Source organism: Desulfovibrio sp., from assembly GCF_014803725.1.
Classification (GTDB): domain Bacteria; phylum Desulfobacterota; class Desulfovibrionia; order Desulfovibrionales; family Desulfovibrionaceae; genus Desulfovibrio.
This window is the reverse complement of sequence record NZ_JAAVBE010000027.1, coordinates 44152-62574: the sequence shown is the minus strand read 5'-3', so window position 1 is coordinate 62574 and position 18423 is coordinate 44152. Positions and strand designations below refer to the sequence as shown.

The following is an 18423-nucleotide window of genomic DNA, read 5'->3' as shown; positions in this document are numbered from 1 at the left end:
GCGGCGCGTCCGCCGTTTATTGCTTGGCCTGTTCCTGGCCGTCGGCCTGCTTCGCCTGCTGTTGGGCGTGGAGCACTTCCTCGGCGGGCATCACGCGCACCTTGGTGCCGGGCCTGGCCTTCACCTGACCCTCGCTGATGATGCGGTCGCCGGCCTCAAGGCCGGAATCGATGAGGTAGCGGTCGCCCACGGTGACGCCAATGGTCACCGGGCGCGCCTGGACCACGTCGTCCTTGTCCAGCGCCATGACCGTGGCACCCTTCTGGGTGATCATGACGCACTTTTGCGGCACGAGGATGGCGTTCTTCAGCACGTCGCCCGACATGTAGATGCGCACGTACTGGCCGGGCATGATGGAGCGGTCCGCATTGGTGAACACCGCGCGCGCCTGGATGACGCCGGTGGTGGGCTGCACCTGGCTGTCGATGAAGGTCACTTCGCCCTCGCCGTCATACATGCGCCCGTCGAGGAGGCGCAATTTCGCCGTATAATGGCCGTCGGGCGGGAACTCGAGCTTCCCCGCCGCGGCGAGCTGCTGGCGCAGCATGCGCTCGGGCGCGGCGATGGAAAAGTCGATATACATGGGGTCAGTCTGGTTCACATAGGTCAAAAGCGAGTTGTTGCTGACGAGGTTGCCCGGAGTGTAGTTCTCCTTGCTGCTGTAGCCGGAGACAGGCGCCGTGACCTGGCAGTAATCGAGGTTGATCTGCGCCTGCCTCAGTTCCGCCTTGGCGGTCTCGTAGGCCGCGCGGGCGGCGTCGCGCTCCTTCTGGGAGACGGCGTTCTTCTGGTAGAGCGGGCGCACGCGCTGCCACTCGCGCTCGGCATTGATGTACTGCGCCTGGGCCTGCTGCATACGCGCCTCATACTGGTCGCGCTCGAGCTGGAAGAGCAGCTGCCCCTCCTTGACGTAGTCCCCTTCATCGTAAAGGCGCTTCTCGATGATGGCCTCCACGCGCGAGCGCACCTCAACGGCGCGCGAGCCCGATGCCTGCGCCTGGTATTCCGCGGGCCAGGGCGCGTCGGCCACTTTCACCTCATACACGGCCACAGGGACGAGCGGCATCTGGCCGGCTTTTTTGGCGTCATCACAGCCGGCAAGCGCAAGCGCGAGCAGGAGCACAAGGCTGGCAGGAAAGGCTGTGCGAAGAGGAAGGGGTCGAGTCATGCGTCACTCCGAAATCGCGCTGCGCGCGCTGAAAAACCCTGGGGAGCAAGGACAACGGAGCCGTCGGCGGCTCTCCATGGCATGCGCTGAAAAGGAACGCCCCTTTCTAAGCACATCGACGGCGAAAATGCAAGGAAAGGCAAGCGCGGGATGACGGAAGCGAACTTTATAAATAGTAAATAATTCCAGCAGGATACGTACCACTATTCTCCGCACATAACCTTATGGAATAACTGAACAAAATTTTTCCCGCCGGCTGCGTCCGTACGGGCCGGGGCATGCCGGGACGCGGCCTCCTACGCCGGCGTGTCAGGCGCAAGGCGCGCCCGCACCTGCCGGGCCTGGCGGCTCGCCATCTGGAGGAAGGCCACCCACCAGACGGTCGTCTTGAGGAGCTGCACGCGCTCGAACTTGTGACGCTCGTCCTCGGCGCGCAGGGAGGTGATCTCGAGGCTCTTTTCCGTGCCGCTCTCGTCAAAAAAGACCACGCGCAGGCCCGCGCGCTGCATGTTGCGGATGGCGTCGGTGGAAAAGAGCGAGATGGTCCTGTCGGCGATCTCCGTGGCGCGCAGCGAGGTGGTGGGTTGTTCCGAACCCGTGGCGATGGCGACGGGCTGGCTGTTGACGAGCAGTTCCACGCGGGCGAGGTTGGCGAGGTTGATGCGGCTTCGGATGATGACCTTGCTCTGGCGCAGCATGCGGTAATAAAAGACGCCGAGCTCTTCCGAGGCGCCGATGATGACCGTGGTCTGCGTGTCGGGCGTGAAGACGCCGAGGCTCGCGGTCATGCCGGAATCGTCGGCGATCTTGCTCTTTTCCTCGGCAACGGCCTGGACGATGCGCGCGGCCTTGCGCTTGGACTCCATGAGCAGAAAAATCAGAAAGATGACGCATATGGCGCCGAGCGCGTACTCCATCCGTACCTCGCCGGGCCGGGAAAGATCAGGGCGCATGCCCCTCCGGCCATTTTCTATCCACTAAACCGGCAGGGCCGCGCCGTCAATCCTCAAGGCGAAAGCGCTGCCGGCTGCCGGCCCGCGCGGCCAGCAGTTCCGCCAGCACGGGCACCGCCGAGGCCATGGGGCCCCCCATGTCGGCGAGGTCGCCGAGGCCCAGGGGGCAGCGCACGGCCGCAAGTTCGGCATCGGGCACGCCGGCCGCCCTGAGCGCGCCCCACACGAGCTCGCGCTCGGCGCGCGTGGCCCACAGGCCCACATAGAAGGCGTGGCTCGAGAGTACGTCTTCCAGTGCACTCTCAGCCGTTTCTTCATCCGGCGGGAAGATGCAGACATAGTGCCGCCGCCCCACGGCGCAGCGTTCCACCGGGCTCTCGCCAGGCAAAAGCCGGATATGGCGGCGCAGGCCAGGGATGTCCGGCGCCGCGGCATCGGCTTCCCCTGGTTCTCCGCCGTCTGTCGCCCCCTGCGGCACGCCGGCTCCCCACACGGCCATGTCCACCGCAAAGCCGCATTCCGCGGCAAGCCGGGCCAGGGCGCGGGCCTCGGGGCCGTCGCCCAGGAGGAGCAGGACGGGCATGTCCGCGCCGTCAGGCGTGGCACCATCCCCGACGGCGGGCGTGAGCGTGAGCGGGGCTTCGCCCAGGAGCGAATGCTTTTCAGCGGAGTCCATGCGCGCCTCCCGCATCCGCCGTTTCGTCATCATCATCGCGCACATAACCGCAACCTTTCACCGGGCAGAGCACTTTCACGCCGTCGCGGCGCTTTTTCTCCACGAGGTAGGACGAGCCGCAGCGCGGGCAGGGGCCGGGCACCGGCCTGTCCCAGAGGGCGAAATCGCACTGGGGATACTGGTCGCAGGAATAAAAGACCTTGCCGCGCCGCGTACTCTTTTCCACCAGGGTGCCCTTGCCGCACTTGGGGCACGCCACCCCCGTGGAAAAGGGCGCCGCGTGGTCGCATTCCGGGTAGCCCGTGCAGGCGATGAAGCGGCTCCCGGTGCGCGAGGTCTTGATGACGAGGTCGCGGCCGCAGCGCGGGCATTGGCCCACCTTTTCATACTGCGGCTTTTCCGGTGTCACGGCTTCCACCTTGCCGTCCTCGTTGCGCGCGAAATTGCTGGTATACCGGCATTCCGGGTAGCCCGTGCAGGCGAGGAAGGCCCCGGCCTTGCCGAACTTGATGACCAGCGGCTTGCCGCATTCCGGGCAGGGCACATCGGTGGGGAGCCCGCCCTTGACGCTGCGCATGTTCCTGGCGGCCGCGTCCAGGGTGGGGTTGAAGTCCGCGGCGAAGGCGCGCAACAGGTCCACCCAGTCCACGCCGCCCTCGGCCACCTTGTCGAGTCCTTCCTCCATATGCGCGGTGAAGCCCACGTCCATGAGCTTGCCGAAATGCTCCACCAGCTGCTTGCAGACCACGCGGCCGAGGTCGGTGGGGACGAAGCGGCGCGCCTCAAGGCGCACATAGTCCCTGTCCTGCAGGGTGGAGATGATGGCCGCATAGGTGGAGGGGCGGCCGATGCCGCGGTCTTCCAGCTCCTTGACGAGGGTGGCCTCGCTGTAGCGCGCCGGGGGCTGGGTGAATTTCTGCTCCTTTTCCAGCTTTTCGAGGCGCAGGGTCTGGCCCTTGGCGAGCGGCGGCAAAAGCGCCGCGCCCTCCTCCTTGCCGCGCGGCCAGGCCGCGAGATAGCCGGGGAAGAGCAGGCGCTCGCCCTTCGCCTGCCAGTGCGTGTGGCCGCAGGCCACGGTGGCCGTGGTGTCGTGGAAGCGCGCCGAGGCCATCTGCGAGGCCACGAAGCGCGACCAGATGAGGCTGTAAAGGTTATATTGCTCCGGCGGCAGCTCGCCGCGCACCATCTCGGGCGTGAGGCTCACGTCCACGGGCCGGATGGCCTCGTGCGCGTCCTGCGCGCCGCCTCTGGCCCGGTAAATGCGGGCGCGTGGCGGCAGATAGTCCTTGCCGAAAGTGCTTGCAATGAACTCTTTGGCCGCGGCCCTGGCCTCGTCGGCGATACGCGTGGAGTCGGTGCGCATGTAGGTGATGAGCGCGGTGAGGCCGCGGTCGCCCAGTTCCACGCCTTCATAGAGGCGCTGGGCGATGCTCATGGTGCGCTTGGCGCCGTAGGAAAGGCGCTGGTTGGCGGCCTGCTGGAGGGTGGAGGTGATGAAGGGCGGCTGGGGCGCGCGCTCGCGCTCCTTTTCTTCCACCTTTTCCACCACGAAGGGCTTGCCCTTGATGGAGGCCTCAAGGGCCTCGGCCTCGGCGGCGTTGCGCACCAGCGCCTTCTTGCCGGAAATTTTCGTGAGCTCCGCGCGGAAGAGCGGCGGCTCGTCCGCGGCGAGCAGCGCGTGGAAGGGCCAGTATTCCTCGGGCACGAAGGCCTCGCGCTCGGCCTCGCGCTCCACGATGAGGCGCAGGGCCACGGACTGCACCCGGCCCGCCGAAATGCCGCGCTTGATGGTCTTCCAGAGCAGGGGCGAAATCTTGTAGCCCACCAGCCGGTCGAGCACGCGGCGGGCCTGCTGGGCGTCCACGAGCTGCGAATTGAGCTCGCGCGGGTGCGCCAGGGCCTCGCGCACGGCGCGCTCGGTGATCTCGTTGAACTGGATGCGCTTGATGTCCTTGGCCTTGTCGCGGATGAGCTCGGCCACATGCCAGGCGATGGCCTCGCCCTCGCGGTCCGGGTCGGGCGCGAGATAGACGGTATCCGCCTTGGCGGCCGCGGCGCGCAGGGCGCTGACCACGTCCTTTTTTTTGTCGATGATCTCGTATTGCGGCGCGAAATCGTGGGCCTCGTCCACGCCGAGCGAACTGGCCGGCAGGTCGCGCACGTGCCCCACGCTCGCCTGCACCGAATAGCTCGGCCCGAGGAACTTCTTGATGGTCTTCACCTTGGCGGGAGACTCCACGATGATCAGTTGCCTGGCCATGCTGCTGCCCTTTGCGGTTGCGGTTTCCTCATCTCACGCAGGGGCAAGATACGTCAAACGCCCGCCGCGTCAAGTGCGCGGGCCGGAAATGCGGGCAGGTGGACAGCGGGGCCGTTTCCGGGCTATGGAGGAAGTACGCGACGGGCCCCGGCCCTCTCGCACGGCCGCCTTGCGGGCGGCCATCCCGTTTCGCGGCGTCCGCGCCGGCGACGGCCCCCTTTCACGGAGACTGCCATGCACGCGCGACTGCCCCTCCTCTGCCTCATCCTGCTCACGATCGCCCTCTCCTGCTCCTGCATCCGCCAGCGCGAGGCCGAAAGCGCCGAGATCCGCGTGCTCCGCTCGGGCGAGCTCGCGCCCGTGGAAAACGGCGACGTGCCCGACAAGATGTATGTGGACGTGCGCGACATGACCGGCCGCGCCCTGCGCCTGCCCGCCAACGCCGGCCGCAATCTCGAGCGCACGCGCGTCACCCTTGTGGAAAACCCGAGCGAGGCCGGCTATATCCTCCAGGTCTCCCTGCTCGACGAGGGCACGGTGAGCCCGGAGGCGCTGGAGGAGATGGTCAACGCGGGCTACGGCGCGCCGGCGCGCTTCACGGGCCGCGGGGCGCACGGCCTGCTCGCCGATGTGCTGCTCGTGCAGCGCAAGGTGCCGAGCCACGCCCGGCCGAGCCGCGCCAGGCTCAAGAACATCACGAGCCGCAACGCCGTGGGCTCGAGCCAGATGCGGCTCGGGCTGCTCGTGCCGCATGAGGAGGCGAGGCACAATGCGCTGCCCTCCTCCTTTGCCCGTACCCTCGCCCACGAGCTCGACGAGGCCCTGGGGCGCCAGTAGACCGCCCTGTCGGCATTTTGGCGCAGGGGCGCCAGCCCCTTCGCCGGCGCCCGCAAGAGCGCGCCGCCGCCGCCTTTTCACGCTTGGCATCTTCCTTGCTTATTCCTCCGCGCATGGCAGGCACTGTGCCGCCAGGAGGAGAAAGATGTCACATTCCGCATGGCTCATCCGGCCCCCCGCAGAACAAAAGACGCAGGTCCCGGCAAGCGGCACCGTAGCCGGCAAGAAGGCCCAGGCGAGCCCCGACAAGGCCCGCTTTGCCGCGCTTATGGCCGGGGAAAAGGGCGCCGAAGCCGCACAGGCCGCGGGCCAGAATGCTGCCGGCAAGACTGGCGCGGCCCAGAGCGCCGCTGCCCAGAATACCGCCGGCAAGGCCGCGCGTTCCGCGCAATTCCAGCCGCAGGTGGCGCGCCTGCCCGAGGACAACACCACCCTCCCCCTGCGCAACACCGTGCTCGCCGGGCGCAGCCCGAGCGACCTCTTGCGCTCGCAGAATTTCACCAAGGCCCAGGCGGACATCGCCCAGACGCGCGCCATGGACGGCCTCATGCAGGGGCTTTCCGGCGGAAGCGCGCTGGACGCGGCCCGCAACATGGGCGCGGCCCGGCAGCTGCGCTCGCTCACCCGCGCGGCGGCCAACAATGGCCGTGGTTTCGCGCTCACCTCGGCCGACTTCATCCACACCCGCAACGTGTCGCGCCCCGATGGCGCGGCCGGGGCGCAGGGCGTGAAGCGCAGCCGCAAGAGCGCGGCCGCCGCCGAGACCGGCATGGGGCGCCTCTCGGCGCGCTTTGAATCCGGCGGGGACGGCATCGCGGCCATCGGCTACGACCGCACGGGGGGCACCTCCTACGGCAAGTACCAGATCGCCTCGCGCGTGGGCAGCATGAAGAGCTTTCTCAACTTCCTCGACGGCGAGGCGCCGGACATCGCCCAGCGCCTGCGCAAGGCCGGCCCGGCCGACACCGGGAGCCGCAAGGGCGGCATGCCCGACGCCTGGCGCGCCATTGCCGCCGAGCAGCCCGAGCGCTTTGAGGAATTGCAGGAATCCTTCATCCGCGAAAGCCACTACCGGCCGGCCCTCGAGGCCATCGTCAAGCGCACCGGCCTTGAGGCCGACAGCCTCTCGCCCGCCATGCGCGAAGTCATCTGGAGCACGGCCGTGCAGCACGGGCCCGCGGGCGCCGCGCGCATCTTCGACCGCGCCGACGACGTGAGCGGCAAGCCCGAGGAGGCCGGCTACGAGCGCAAGCTCATCAGCAATGTCTACAAGATCCGCGCCGGGCAGTTCGGCTCCTCCACCGCGCAGGTGCAGCAGGCCGTGCGCAACCGCTTCCGCCAGGAGCGTGAGCTCGCCCTGAACATGCTCGACGGCGGCTCGGAACGCGCCAGCCTCGCCTGAGCGCGGCCAGCGGGTTTGACGCATGGGCGTTGACGTTCTCGTCTGCAACCTGACGCGCTTTGGGGATCTTCTGCAGAGCCAGCCCCTCATGAGCGCCCTTCATGCGGCCGGCCACCGGGTCGGCCTGCTGTGCCTGGAAAATTTCGCGGCCGCCACGCCGCTGCTCAGGGATGTGGACGCCGTGTGGACCTTGCCGGGCGCGCGGCTCATGGCCAGCCTCGACCGCTCCTGGCAGGGCGCCGCCGCCGACCTCATCGGTTTCGCGCGCAAGGTGCGCGAGGAGTCCGGCTGCCCCCGCGTGCTCAACCTCACGCCCACGCTGCCCGCGCGCCTTTTGACGCGCCTCCTCGCAGCACGCCCGGACGACACGCTGGGCTTCGGGCTGGACGCCGAGGGCTTCGGCGTGAACCACGGCCTCTGGGCCACCTTTCTCGGCGTCGCCACGCGCCAGCGGCTCAATGCTCCTTTTAATGTGGTGGACATGTTCCGCATGACCGGCCAGCCCCTCCTGGGGGGCGGCGCACATGCCGCAAGCCCTTTTTCCCTGCGCGAGCCCGCGCAAAAGGCCCTGGCCTGGGCCGACAGCTTTCTTACAGCTGCGGGCGACACGCCGCCCGGGGGCCATGTGGCCTTCCAGCTCGGCGCCAGCGAGGCGCGGCGCCAGTGGCCGGCGGAGCACTTCGCGGCCCTTGGCGACATCCTCTGGCGCGAGGCCGGCATCCGGCCCCTGCTTTTGGGCTCGGCCGCCGAGGCGCCGCTGGCCGAGGCCTATGCCCGCGCGGCGAAGCACCCTTTCGCCAATGCCGTGGGCGCCACGGACATCCCGAAACTGGCCGCGCTGCTCCGCCGCTCGCGCTTGCTCGTCACCAATGACACGGGCACCATGCACCTTGCCGCGGGCCTCGGCGTGCGCTCCCTGGCCTTCTTTTTCGCCACGGCCCAGCCCTGGGACACCGGGCCGTATCTTGAGGGCTGCTGCTGCCTCGAGCCGGCGCTGGCCTGCCACCCCTGCGCCTTCGGCCGCGCCTGCACGGAGGGCGAGCGCTGCCGGCGCCTCCCCGAGGCCGGCCCGGTGGCGCGGCTCGCCCTTGGCTATCTCACTGCGGGCAGGTGGGAGGCCGGCCTTTCGCCGGAGCTTTGCGCCCAGGTGCGCGTCTGGCAGACGGGCTTTGACGCGGACGGTTTCGCAACCGTGCGTTCTCTTTCCGGCCACGGGGAGGAGGCCCGCAGCGTGTGGCTGTATGAATTGCGCGGCTTCTGGCGTCAGCTTCTTGACGATCTCGGCGGCGTTGAGGGCGCGGCTCCTGCCGCGATGCCGCTTCCCGCGGCTGCTCTGGCCGGCGCGCCGCAGGCCGCCGCCGCATTGACGCAGGGCGCGGCCCTGCTGGACGCCCTCGCGGCCGCCGGCGCCCTCGCCGGCAAGAGCCCGCAGGCCGGGCAACTATTTCTCCGCAACTGCGAACGCCTCCAGCAGATCCTGGACGGCTGCGCGCCGCTGGCCTCCCTCGGGGCTTTCTGGCGCGAGCTGCGTGAGACGCGCGGCGGCGGCATGGACGAGCTTTTGCCTTCGCTCGCCATCCTCGGGCGGCACATGCGCGGCTTCGCGGCGAGGCTCGGCGAGGCGGCCGCGTGAGCCATCTTTCTGGCATGGCTATTGCATTTTTCAGGACACGCCGTAGGGCGCAAGCAAATACTTCCCTGTGGGGACGAGGAGGGACATATGATCATCGTTGACGGCTGCCGCAGTGAACAGCACATTTCCAATTTTGCCAATCTCGAGGAAGTGCTCGCCAATGTGATGGACGACGAAAAAATGGACGGCCGCATCGTGACCGACGTTTTCGTCAACAACGAGAGCTTTTCTGAAATCTATCCGCACCAGGCCGAGGACATGAGCTGCGACTCCATCACCTCGGTGGAGGTGCGCTCGCAGCCCGCCGCGGAGCTCGCGGTGGAGATGGCCGGCGAGCTCGGCAAGGTGGCGCGCATGCTCGAGAGCGGCGCGCGCAACGTGGCGCGCCTGTTCCGCGAGGCGCAGGACGCCGACGCCCTGGAACTGCTCCAGGACGAGCTGGACGTGACCCGCGACTTCATGGGCATGGTGACGCACCTGCGCGACCGCTATCTCGGCGGCGTGGACGAGGAGTTCCTGGCCCGCACCGAAAAACTCTCCAGCCTCATCTCCGAGATGAGCGAAGTCATGGAGAGCGAGGACTGGGTGCTGCTGGCCGACCTTCTGGAATTTGAATTCGCGCCCCTCTGCGAGGAATGGCGCGTGGCCGGCGAGACCATCCACCGCCAGCTTGCCGGGCTTCGGCAGCAGTAGGCCCCGGGAGGTTTGTATGTGCCAGGGCATTGCCTTGCTCGACGAGGCGCTGGTGCTCGCCCGTCAGGAGCGCGCCGCGCTGGAGAATGCCAACTATGAGGAAGCCATCGAGCTCGCCGGGCGGCGTGGCGAGCTCACGGACATGGCCTGGAGCATGCTCGACGAGGCCTCGGCGGAGGAGTACCGCAGCCGTCTCGCCGAGCAGGCCCGGCTCCAGGAAGAGCTCACCGGCATGGCCGGCCGCGCGCGCGACGAAGTGCGCCGCAGTCTGAACCATTCCCGACAGGAGCAGCGCCGGATGCGGGGCTACCATCAGTCGGTGGGCTATGCCCTGCAATGAGCCCCCAAGTTTGACCGCGAGGGAAGCAGAACGCCCGTCATCCGTGAGGATGGCGGGCGTTTTTCGCGTGGGTGATTTTTCCCTCAGCAGCCCCGGGCGGCCTTCCCGGCCCGGATGGCCTCTCGCACCTCGGCCACGGCCGCGCCGATGTCTTCCGCGCCCACGAGAGCGGACACGAGGGCGCAGCAATCCGCGCCATGGGCCGCCACATCGGCGGCATTCCACGCCTTGATGCCGCCGATGGCCACAAAGGGCAGGCGCATGTGTTCGCCCACCCAGTCCAGATAGGCAAAGCCCACGGGCGCCACCACGTCCTCCTTGGTCTGCGTGGCGAAGATGGGCCCCACGCCGATATAATCCGCTCCGGCCGCAAGCGCGGCCCGCGCCTGCTCCGGCGAGTGGGTGGAGAGGCCGATGATCCTCTCCGGCCCCACCAGGCGCCGCACCTCGGGCACGGGCAGGTCGTCCTGGCCCACGTGCACCCCGTCCGCGTCCACGAGCATGGCGATGTCCACATGGTCGTTGACGATGAAGCAGGCCCCGGCCTCGCGGGTCATGCGCCGAAGCGCGCGGCATTCCTCCAGCATGGCGCCGGCCGGGAGCCGCTTTTCCCGGTACTGGATGAGGCGCACGCCCGCGTCGAGCAGGGCGCGGGCCACCTCGGCCACCGGGCGCCCGAGGGAGAGGCGGCTGTCCGTCAGGGCGTAGATGTCGGTCTCGCCGGGCAGGATGCGTGGCATTGCTCTCTCCTGTTACGCGGCCTTGGCGGCCTCGTGGGCCTTCTTCACGCGCTTGCGCTTGCCGAGATTGGTCACGGCCATGCCGATGACGATGACCACCATGGCCGCGCACTGCGTCCAGTGCAGCTCCTCGATGCCGATGGCGACGCAGGCGATGGCCGCGCACACAGGCAGGAGGTACTGATACAGCGAGACGAGCTCGGAGCCGATCTTCTTGATGGCCGGCTGCACGAGGAAATAGGCGATGAAGGTGGGGCAGAAGAGGATGAAGCCGATCCAGATCCAGGGCCGCGCGGTCTCGGCGTGGACGATGGGCATGTCCTGCATGCCGGGCACAAGGCACAGCCCCGGGATGGCCGCGAACAGGAAGACCCAGCGCAGGAGCGAGAGCGGCCGGTAGGTGTGGGTGGGCTTCTCCAGGATGACGAGGTAGAAGGCGTAGCAGATGGTGGAGAGCACGGCGATGGCGTTGCCGAGCAGGATATTGGAGCCGGACTGGGTGTGGCTCGCGCCGGTCACGATGACGATGACCGCGCCCGCAAAGGAGATGACAAGGCCCAGGTACTCGGCGAGCGAAGGCCGCTGGTGCATGAAGATCACTTCCATGAGCACCACGAACATGGGCGGCAGGGTCATGATGATGGAGATGTCGATGGCGTTGCCGTACTTGAGCGAGGTCACGAAGAGGAAGATGAAGAGGAACAGGCCCACGGCGCCGCCGAGGATGATCTTGAGCCAGTCGCCCTTCTGGATGGGCTCGCACTTGAAGAAGATCGAAGCCAGCCAGAAGAGGATGCAGCCGCCCACGAGGCGCACGGCCGAAACGCCGTCGGCCGTCATCCATTCCGGGATGAGCACCTTGGTGGCGGGCACGTTGATGCCCCAGAAGATGGTCGCCAGGAGGATGCAGCCGTTGCCGAGGAGAAAGTTGCCCACGCCGCCTTTTCCGGGAGTTGCCGCCATGAGGATGTCCTGTCCGTGCTAAAGAAGGTGAAAGATTTTCCGCCCGCGGGGCACCTGCGGCCGTCAGCAAAAGAAATGCTTAATGCCCGGAAAAGTCCAGCACATTGTTGAGCGGCGCCGCGCGGGACGTGATGCGCCCCTCGGCGAAGAGGTGGCGCGTGAGCCGCCAGGCCTCGAGGTCGAGCACGTCGAGCTTCCCCTGCTGGCCCGGCCGAAGCCGCGCCGCGATGGTCTCCAGCACGTCCTCCACCGGGAAGTACAGGCCCTCGAAGGAGATGCGCACAAGGTCACCCTCGCGCAGCACGGCCTCGCCGTCCCCGGCTGGCACGCGCCCCGCGCAGGCCTGGGCCACTGCCTCGCGGTCGGCCTCGTCCGCCGGGAAAAGATTGCCGTAGACCTTGAGCAACACGGGCTGGCTCATGGCATGGTCCCCGTGCCGTCCACGCCATCGGCGCCGCCGCGGCAATGCCCGCGCGCCCGGGCGGCGGCAAGGCCCTCGCAGTCGCCCAGGGCGCAGGCCGCGGCAAAATCTTCACACATGCCGGCCGCATTGCGCCGCAACAGACGCACGGCCCCCCGCGCGCGCAGGCGGCGCGTCAGTTCCGCACCCTGCGGGGCACTCTCGGGCGGGGCGTCGCGCAGGGCGGCGTCCAAGTCAGCCTCGGCGAGCGCCGGCTGCCCGAGGCGCCAGTGCCCGAGCCCGCGCACATAGCGCGCCCGGGCCTCCAGCCGCGCGTCCGCAGGGTGGGCAGCCCCGGCGAGCAGGCCCAGGGCTTCACCGGCGGCGGTCACCGCCCCCTGCGGCAGGTCGCCTTGCAGGCGCGCCTCGGCCAGCAGGAGCCACAAGGCCGCATTGTCCGGCGCGCCCCGGACGGCACGCTCCAGCGCGGGGAGCGCCTCGGGCGCGCACATCCAGCCGCCGGGGGCCTCCCGCGCGGCCATGGCGCCGCGCCAGAGCGCCTCCAGGCGCTGGGAGGCCGCGTCGAGCTCAGGTGCGTGTTTGCGCGCTTCGGCGAGGGTGGCAGGCCACGACCGCCGCACGGCGAGGAGTGTCGATTCCATGTCGAGCAGGAGCGCCCTGAGCAGCGCGAGCAGTTCGGCCTCGCGCAGGGCGCCGGCCAGGGCCTGCGGCATGTCGGGCGCGGGCGCAAGGCGCACCGCAACCGCGAGCTCCGGCGAATCATCGGGCGTGAGGTGGCCGATGCTGTGCAGCCGCGCGCTGAGCGCGAGCAGGCCGCCGCGGTCGGCGAGGCCCGCGTCCGCGAGGCCCCGGCGCGCCCCGGCCTCAAGCGCGGGGGCGCCCGTGATGAGGGCGCTCATCCACGCCGCGCCCCTGGCCCAGCGGTAGGACAGCGGCACGAGGAGCGGGAAGGGCCGCTCCATCACCTCGGTCACGGCGCCGGGCGGCGGGGATGCGCCCGAGAGAGCTGCCCCCGCAAGCGCTGGGCACGCCGCCCCGAGGAGACAGAAGAGCGCCCCGCACAGGGCCCAGAAGCGCCACGGCGCGGGCGCCGCGCTTGCGGGCGTGAGCCCCACGGCCTAGTTCTTTTTGGCGTCGATGGTCTGCACGATCTTCTGGGCCATGGGCTTCACGAGGTCGCGCAGGGTGTCGAGCAAAAGGTTGTCCGCCGTGGACCCCGAGGGCAGGCCGCTGCGGCTCTGGCTCGCGTTGGTGGACTCGCTCCAGAGGCGACCCTTGCGGTTGGCGAGCGCGCACTTGACCCGCATCTGGGAGGAGATCTCCATGGAGGAATTCTCCTTGAGCCAGACCTCGTCCACCTGGCCGGTGACGAGATAGTCGGGGTTGCCGCTGCGGGCCTGGTTCACGTTGGCGGCGAACGTCACCTGGAAGCCGCTGCGCGCGAGCTCGTCGGCCAGCGCGCGGCTGATCCACTCGGCCACGTCGCCGCTGGTGGTGAAGGCGCTGCCGTCGCGGCGCACGCCAATGGACGCGGTGTCCACGCGCTTGTCCTCAAAATTCACCACGCTCACGCTGGGCGCGTTGGGCGCGGGCAAGACCGAGGCGTCCAGCGGCGGGGGCGGCAGCAGGCGCACGGTATTGCTGGGCCCGCAGGCCGAAAGCAGGAGAACCGCCCCAAGGAGGGCAAGCAGGACGACGGGCATTGAGCGGCGGTGTTGCATGGCTGCCTCACGGGATGTGGAGTTGATTCTAGAATCTGTTTAGAGATACACGCAACGGCCGCATCTTGCAAGGCACTGGCGCCCGTGCTACCTACGGGGCGGCGCCCGGCGTGCGGGCGGCGAACAGATCCCGGCACACATGGGGAGCAGGCGATGATCGATCTCAAGCTGGCGCAAAAGCAGCCGGAAGTGGTGGAAAAAGCGCTCAGGGAGCGCCATTCCAAACTCGATATGCGGGAATTTCGCGCCCTTGACGAGCAGCGCCGCGCCCTCCTCGCCGAGGTGGAGGGCCTGAAGGGTCAGCGCAACACGGCCTCGGACGAAGTGGCCGCCATCAAGCGCGCCGGCGGCGACGCCAGCGGCCGCTTCGCCGAGCTCGGCGAGCTTTCCGAGCGCATCAAAAAGCTTGACGCCGAAGTGGCCGGGGTCAAGGCCGAGGAGGAGGCCTGGCTGCTCTCCGTGCCCAATTTGCCGGACGCCTCGGTGCCGCAGGGCGCGGATGAAAAGGAAAATGTGGAAGTCGCGCGGTGGGGCACGCCGCGCAGCTTTGACTTCACCCCCGAGGAGCACGGCGAGCTCGGCACGCGCCTCGGCGGTCTCGACTTCGCCCGGGCGGCGAAGCTCACGGGCAGCCGCTTCGTGGTGGAGCGCGCCTGGGCCGCCCGACTCGACCGGGCGCTGGCCAACTTCTTCCTCGACCAGCATACGAAACACGAGGGCTATATCGAGATCTCGCCGCCCTACATGGTCAACCGCGTGACCATGACCGGCACCGGGCAGCTCCCCAAGTTCGAGGAAGACCTCTTCAAGGTGCGCGACTGGGACTATTACCTCATCCCCACCGCCGAAGTGCCGCTCACCAACCTGCACGCCGGCGAGACGCTGGACGAGGCCGAGCTGCCGCTGGCCTACTGCGCGGCCACGCCCTGCTTCCGCTCCGAGGCGGGCAGCGCCGGCAAGGACACGCGCGGCATCATCCGCATGCACCAGTTCACCAAGGTGGAGATGGTGCGCTTCGCCCATCCCGACGACAGCATGGCCCAGCTCGAGCTCATGACCGGCCACGCGCGGCACCTGCTGGAGCTTTTGGAACTGCCGTACCGCGTCATCACCCTGTGCACGGGCGACCTCGGCTTCAGCGCCGCCAAGACCTATGACGTGGAGGTCTGGCTGCCCTCGCAGAACACCTACCGCGAGATCTCCTCCTGCTCCAACTGCACGGATTTCCAGGCGCGGCGCGCCAATATCCGCTTCAAACCCAAGGGAGGCAAGGCGGCCTGGGTGCACACGCTCAACGGCTCCGGGCTGCCCACCGGGCGCACCATGGCCGCCATCCTGGAAAACGGCCAGCAGAAGGACGGCAGCGTGGTGCTGCCCAAGGTGCTCGTGCCCTACATGGACGGCGTGGAGGTCATCGAGTCCGCGCGCTGAGGCGGCCGAGAGCGCGTCCCTGACCCCAGGACGCAGACGCTAGGCCACGGATTCCTGTCCGGGGAGGGTGCCTTCGCCCTCATGGTAGTCATAATCCGTATTGATTTTCCACAGCGGGTGCCGCTTGTTTTTAGCAATATTCTCTGCCGCCAGCATGCCCATGAGGATGCTGTGGTCTTGATTGTTGTATTTAAAGGCGCCATTGCGGCCGATGCAGGTCAGCCAGGGGAGTTCGTCCACTGCATTCTGGATTTTCTGCAAATGCGTTGCATAGCCGTTGGCATAGACGGGATAGGAACGGTGGAGCCGGACAACGCGGGCTCCCTCCACCATTTCGGGTTCGACCAGCCCGGTCTCCACGATTTCGCGCGTCGCCAGCTCTTCCAGTTCTGCATCTGAACTCTTCCACAGCGCGTCATCATCATTGGCCCAGTATTCCATGGCGAGGATCGTTTTCTTCGAACCATGCAGCATGTGCTTCGACCAATTGCGGAAATTGGTGATGCGGCCTGTCTGAAGGAACGGGGCGTGCACATAGATCCAGTTATCCTGAAAGATGGCTTCCCGATTGATGAGCAAATAGACGATGATCGTATTGCGATAGTGGAGTTTTCGCGCTGCCTTTTTCACGTTTTCGCCGAAGGCGGAACAGCCTTCCACCACGTCCGTAAGGGGCATCGTCGAGACCACATGATCGAATCTTTCCGTCCCCGTGCTGGTACGCACCTCCACCGCATGCCCCCCATCCACGGGTTCAACGGATAACACTTTTGAGTTGTAGAAAATCCGCCCTCCTCCGCGCGTAATTTCTTCCGCCATCCTTTCATAGGGGAGCCCGGCACCTAGAGTGGGATAGGCGAACTGCTCCACCAGGGTCTTGTGCTTCGTCTTGCCCGTGAAGAGCGCATTCTTGACCGCCTCATAGAGGCTCAGCCCCTTGATGCGCTGCGCGGCGAAGGAACTGTCCAGTTCGTCGCAGGAGATGCCCCAGAGTTTTTCGGAATAGGACTTGAAGAAAATCTCGAACAGCCGCTTGCCAAAGCGACGCGATACCCATTGGGCGAAGGTCTTTTCTTCGACGCCGGCCGGGAGCAGTTGCGCCGCGAGATAGCTGGCGGCGCAATGCACTGATTCGGCAAATCCGAGCTTGGTCAAGGCGTCCAGGGGCTTGATGGGGTAGGCAAAAAATTTCTTCTTGTAGAAGATGCGTGTCAGCCGGTCCACGAGCACAAAGTCGTCGCCCAATGGGCCGCGCCAGAAATCCGTTACCCCCGCATCCATGCTGAAAAAGCGATGCGGCCCCAGGTCAACTTCCATGCCCCACAGCTCGAAGCTGCGGCACAAGCCGCCGGGGCCGGTCCCGGCTTCAAACAGAGTGACATCCACATGATCCCGCGTAAGCGCCAGCGCGCAGGCAAGACCCGCCGGGCCAGCCCCGATAATACCCACTTTCATACTCAGCCCCTTTTCAACAATCGGGAAAACCCGGTCGCCCGAAACGTCAGAAAGTTATGCCCCAGAAAGCTCGCCACAAAGGCCGTGCCGATGCCCAGGCAATGCGCCAGGGGCTTGGCCATTGATTCGCCGACTGCGAAGCGCTCCTGAAACAGATCAAGCGCAAGAAGCGACACCACTGTGGTGACGCCGAGCCCCAAGAACGCAATAATGGCGAATTTTGACAGTGTTTTCGCTGTGGTTGCCCCAGCATAGGAGGAAAAGACATATTTTCGCGAGAGCACATAGTTCACCAGCATACCGGTAAAGTAAGCGGCGATGACGGAAACCCAGAAATCCATGAAAAGATTGTACATGAACCGTGAGCCGAAGTTGACGAGCGCAGCTGCCCCGCTCGCAAGTAAGTACAGAAATATCTTGAACATGAGAGCCCAGCCTTCGCGCTAACTCACGTGATGTTAATAAATCGCCGGGATATCTGCGCGGAGGGCAAAACTGGTGCAAAAATATCCGGAACGGCTTATGCACCTTTTTGAGCCGCAAAAAAGCTCCACGCGTCCTGCAACATGGATGAGAGATTCTTTTGCGCGCTCCAGTCCAGCACCTCTCGCGCGCGGGCGGCGTCTGCGACCAAGATGGCGGGGTCGCCGGAACGCCGCTCCCTGTCGCGACAGGGCACCATGCGCCCGGCAATTTCCGCCACGCCCTGGATGATCTCGCGCACGGACGCTCCCCGCTCCGTACCCAGGTTGAGCGCCATGTTCTCCCCGCCTGCAAGCAGGCGCTCCAGCGCCCGGATGTGAGCCCGCGCCAGATCCTCCACATGAATGTAGTCGCGGACGCAGGTGCCGTCCGGGGTGGGGTAATCGGTGCCGAAGATGTCGATTGCGTCGATGATCCCCAACGCGGCGAACATGACTCGCGGGATAAGGTGGGTCTCCGGCTCATGCAGCTCGCCGATTTCGCCCTGCGCCGAGCTGCCTGCTGCGTTGAAGTAGCGCAGGCTCATCCAGCGCAAGCTGTGCGCCGTGGCGAAATCCGCCAGCATGCGCTCCATGAAGAGCTTGGACGCGCCATAAGGATTGATGGGATTTGGCGGACAAGTCTCGGCGATGGGCACTGCTCCCGGCTGCCCGTAGACGGCGCATGTGCCAGAAACGACGATGGCCGGGCAGCCTTCATCGCGCATGGCCTCGAGAATGCTCAGCGTGCCGCCCACATTGTTGGAGAAATATTTTCCAGGATCCATGACAGATTCGCCAACATAGGCGCTGGCGGCGAAATGGATGATGCCGTCGGGGCGAAATTCGCGCAGACAGGCGCGAAAACGCACAGTATCCCTGATGTCGCCATGACAAAAGGGCCCCCACCGCACAAAACGCCTGTGCCCTGTGGAGAGATTGTCATAGACTATCACCTCATGCCCGGCTTCCGCCAGGGCCTTGCAGGCATGGCTACCGATGTAGCCGGCACCCCCGGTGACGCATATTCTCATACTCGCCGTCTCCTGAAACCACGTACGTAAGTACACACATCTACAACGAATGCGCCCCTGCCTCACAGCCCCGCAACGGCGGAGTCGGCTTTCCTAGTGAACCACTGAAAGGAATTCCATAGTCGTCTTGGGCTGGCGCTACCAAAGGATTGACAGGCCTGTCCTGCGGAGGCGCGCACATTGCCGGACAATGCCATCTCCTCACAGTCTCTCCTTAGCCGGAAGTATAGCCCTT

18 protein-coding genes are annotated in these 18423 nt (G+C 66.8%); 6 read left to right on the top strand and 12 right to left on the bottom strand.

Going from position 1 to position 18423, the window contains the following annotated elements; all coding sequences use genetic code 11:
- Positions 1-16: 16 nt before the first annotated feature.
- From HDR50_RS09925 to topA, 4 genes are all read right to left on the bottom strand, one after another.
- Complete coding sequence (locus tag HDR50_RS09925) at positions 17-1168, bottom strand: efflux RND transporter periplasmic adaptor subunit (protein WP_291357965.1); 1152 nt, start codon at positions 1166-1168, stop codon at positions 17-19.
- Between the two features lie 296 nt (positions 1169-1464).
- Positions 1465-2121: a thioredoxin gene (locus HDR50_RS09920; RefSeq protein WP_291357964.1), complete on the bottom strand. Its 657-nt coding sequence runs from the start codon at positions 2119-2121 to the stop codon at positions 1465-1467.
- A gap of 46 nt (positions 2122-2167) precedes the next feature.
- Positions 2168-2797, bottom strand: coding sequence for an XdhC family protein (locus HDR50_RS09915; protein ID WP_291357963.1), 630 nt, complete (start codon positions 2795-2797; stop codon positions 2168-2170).
- The gene (gene topA / locus HDR50_RS09910; RefSeq protein WP_291357962.1) at positions 2784-5057 is read right to left on the bottom strand and encodes a type I DNA topoisomerase; all 2274 of its coding nucleotides are present in this window, start codon (positions 5055-5057) and stop codon (positions 2784-2786) included. The genes HDR50_RS09915 and topA overlap by 14 nt, the downstream gene beginning before the upstream one ends.
- A 234-nt stretch (positions 5058-5291) precedes the next feature.
- Here topA and traT point away from each other — a divergent pair, with 234 nt between their 5' ends.
- The 5 genes from traT to HDR50_RS09885 all read left to right on the top strand — a co-directional run bounded on the left by traT (position 5292) and on the right by HDR50_RS09885 (position 9962).
- Positions 5292-5894 carry a complement resistance protein TraT gene (traT, locus tag HDR50_RS09905; protein WP_291357961.1) on the top strand — a complete coding sequence of 201 codons (603 nt, stop codon included), beginning with the start codon at positions 5292-5294 and terminating at the stop codon, positions 5892-5894.
- 145 nt (positions 5895-6039) lie between these two features.
- Positions 6040-7296, top strand: coding sequence for a hypothetical protein (locus HDR50_RS09900; protein WP_291357960.1), 1257 nt, complete (start codon positions 6040-6042; stop codon positions 7294-7296).
- Between the two features lie 22 nt (positions 7297-7318).
- On the top strand, positions 7319-8929 hold the full coding sequence (locus HDR50_RS09895) for a glycosyltransferase family 9 protein (RefSeq protein WP_291357959.1): 1611 nt from the start codon (positions 7319-7321) through the stop codon (positions 8927-8929).
- An 87-nt stretch (positions 8930-9016) separates the two neighbouring features.
- A complete protein-coding gene (locus HDR50_RS09890) occupies positions 9017-9622 on the top strand; it encodes a hypothetical protein (RefSeq protein ID WP_291357958.1) in 606 nt (201 codons plus the stop codon).
- Positions 9623-9638: 16 nt separating this feature from the next.
- Positions 9639-9962 (top strand): hypothetical protein, encoded by a 324-nt coding sequence (locus tag HDR50_RS09885; protein ID WP_291357957.1) that lies wholly within the window; start codon positions 9639-9641, stop codon positions 9960-9962.
- A gap of 83 nt (positions 9963-10045) precedes the next feature.
- Here the strand turns inward: HDR50_RS09885 and thiE are convergent, their stop codons facing one another.
- The 5 genes from thiE to HDR50_RS09860 form a co-directional block, all read right to left on the bottom strand.
- Complete coding sequence (gene thiE / locus HDR50_RS09880; RefSeq protein ID WP_291357956.1) at positions 10046-10702, bottom strand: thiamine phosphate synthase; 657 nt, start codon at positions 10700-10702, stop codon at positions 10046-10048.
- A gap of 12 nt (positions 10703-10714) precedes the next feature.
- Entirely contained in the window at positions 10715-11665 is a 951-nt protein-coding gene (locus HDR50_RS09875; RefSeq protein ID WP_291357955.1) for an EamA family transporter, read from the bottom strand.
- 79 nt (positions 11666-11744) lie between these two features.
- Entirely contained in the window at positions 11745-12086 is a 342-nt protein-coding gene (locus HDR50_RS09870) for a hypothetical protein (RefSeq protein WP_291357954.1), read from the bottom strand.
- A complete protein-coding gene (locus HDR50_RS09865) occupies positions 12083-13201 on the bottom strand; it encodes a translation initiation factor IF-2 (protein ID WP_291357953.1) in 1119 nt (372 codons plus the stop codon). The genes HDR50_RS09870 and HDR50_RS09865 overlap by 4 nt, the downstream gene beginning before the upstream one ends.
- A 3-nt stretch (positions 13202-13204) precedes the next feature.
- Complete coding sequence (locus tag HDR50_RS09860; protein ID WP_291357952.1) at positions 13205-13807, bottom strand: hypothetical protein; 603 nt, start codon at positions 13805-13807, stop codon at positions 13205-13207.
- A 153-nt stretch (positions 13808-13960) separates the two neighbouring features.
- On the opposite strand from HDR50_RS09860, the gene serS reads away from it, so the two are divergent.
- Positions 13961-15238 (top strand): serine--tRNA ligase, encoded by a 1278-nt coding sequence (serS, locus tag HDR50_RS09855; RefSeq protein ID WP_291357951.1) that lies wholly within the window; start codon positions 13961-13963, stop codon positions 15236-15238.
- A 39-nt stretch (positions 15239-15277) separates the two neighbouring features.
- On the opposite strand, the gene HDR50_RS09850 is transcribed toward serS, so the two are convergent.
- From HDR50_RS09850 to galE, 3 genes are all read right to left on the bottom strand, one after another.
- Positions 15278-16693 (bottom strand): FAD-dependent oxidoreductase, encoded by a 1416-nt coding sequence (locus tag HDR50_RS09850; RefSeq protein ID WP_291357950.1) that lies wholly within the window; start codon positions 16691-16693, stop codon positions 15278-15280.
- Between the two features lie 2 nt (positions 16694-16695).
- Complete coding sequence (locus tag HDR50_RS09845; RefSeq protein ID WP_291357949.1) at positions 16696-17118, bottom strand: GtrA family protein; 423 nt, start codon at positions 17116-17118, stop codon at positions 16696-16698.
- Between the two features lie 95 nt (positions 17119-17213).
- On the bottom strand, positions 17214-18188 hold the full coding sequence (gene galE, locus HDR50_RS09840) for a UDP-glucose 4-epimerase GalE (RefSeq protein WP_291357948.1): 975 nt from the start codon (positions 18186-18188) through the stop codon (positions 17214-17216).
- Positions 18189-18423: the final 235 nt, after the last annotated feature.

Excerpts from the sequence above, each read along its gene's own strand:
- HDR50_RS09925 (WP_291357965.1), bottom strand. The coding sequence starts at position 1,168 with ATGACTCGACCCCTTCCTCTTCGCACAGCCTTTCCTGCCAGCCTTGTG.
- HDR50_RS09920 (WP_291357964.1), bottom strand. The coding sequence starts at position 2,121 with ATGCGCCCTGATCTTTCCCGGCCCGGCGAGGTACGGATGGAGTACGCG.
- HDR50_RS09915 (WP_291357963.1), bottom strand. The coding sequence starts at position 2,797 with ATGGACTCCGCTGAAAAGCATTCGCTCCTGGGCGAAGCCCCGCTCACG.
- topA (WP_291357962.1), bottom strand. The coding sequence starts at position 5,057 with ATGGCCAGGCAACTGATCATCGTGGAGTCTCCCGCCAAGGTGAAGACC.
- traT (WP_291357961.1), top strand. The coding sequence starts at position 5,292 with ATGCACGCGCGACTGCCCCTCCTCTGCCTCATCCTGCTCACGATCGCC.
- HDR50_RS09900 (WP_291357960.1), top strand. The coding sequence starts at position 6,040 with ATGTCACATTCCGCATGGCTCATCCGGCCCCCCGCAGAACAAAAGACG.
- HDR50_RS09895 (WP_291357959.1), top strand. The coding sequence starts at position 7,319 with ATGGGCGTTGACGTTCTCGTCTGCAACCTGACGCGCTTTGGGGATCTT.
- HDR50_RS09890 (WP_291357958.1), top strand. The coding sequence starts at position 9,017 with ATGATCATCGTTGACGGCTGCCGCAGTGAACAGCACATTTCCAATTTT.
- HDR50_RS09885 (WP_291357957.1), top strand. The coding sequence starts at position 9,639 with ATGTGCCAGGGCATTGCCTTGCTCGACGAGGCGCTGGTGCTCGCCCGT.
- thiE (WP_291357956.1), bottom strand. The coding sequence starts at position 10,702 with ATGCCACGCATCCTGCCCGGCGAGACCGACATCTACGCCCTGACGGAC.
- HDR50_RS09875 (WP_291357955.1), bottom strand. The coding sequence starts at position 11,665 with ATGGCGGCAACTCCCGGAAAAGGCGGCGTGGGCAACTTTCTCCTCGGC.
- HDR50_RS09870 (WP_291357954.1), bottom strand. The coding sequence starts at position 12,086 with ATGAGCCAGCCCGTGTTGCTCAAGGTCTACGGCAATCTTTTCCCGGCG.
- HDR50_RS09860 (WP_291357952.1), bottom strand. The coding sequence starts at position 13,807 with ATGCAACACCGCCGCTCAATGCCCGTCGTCCTGCTTGCCCTCCTTGGG.
- serS (WP_291357951.1), top strand. The coding sequence starts at position 13,961 with ATGATCGATCTCAAGCTGGCGCAAAAGCAGCCGGAAGTGGTGGAAAAA.
- HDR50_RS09850 (WP_291357950.1), bottom strand. The coding sequence starts at position 16,693 with ATGAAAGTGGGTATTATCGGGGCTGGCCCGGCGGGTCTTGCCTGCGCG.
- HDR50_RS09845 (WP_291357949.1), bottom strand. The coding sequence starts at position 17,118 with ATGTTCAAGATATTTCTGTACTTACTTGCGAGCGGGGCAGCTGCGCTC.
- galE (WP_291357948.1), bottom strand. The coding sequence starts at position 18,188 with ATGAGAATATGCGTCACCGGGGGTGCCGGCTACATCGGTAGCCATGCC.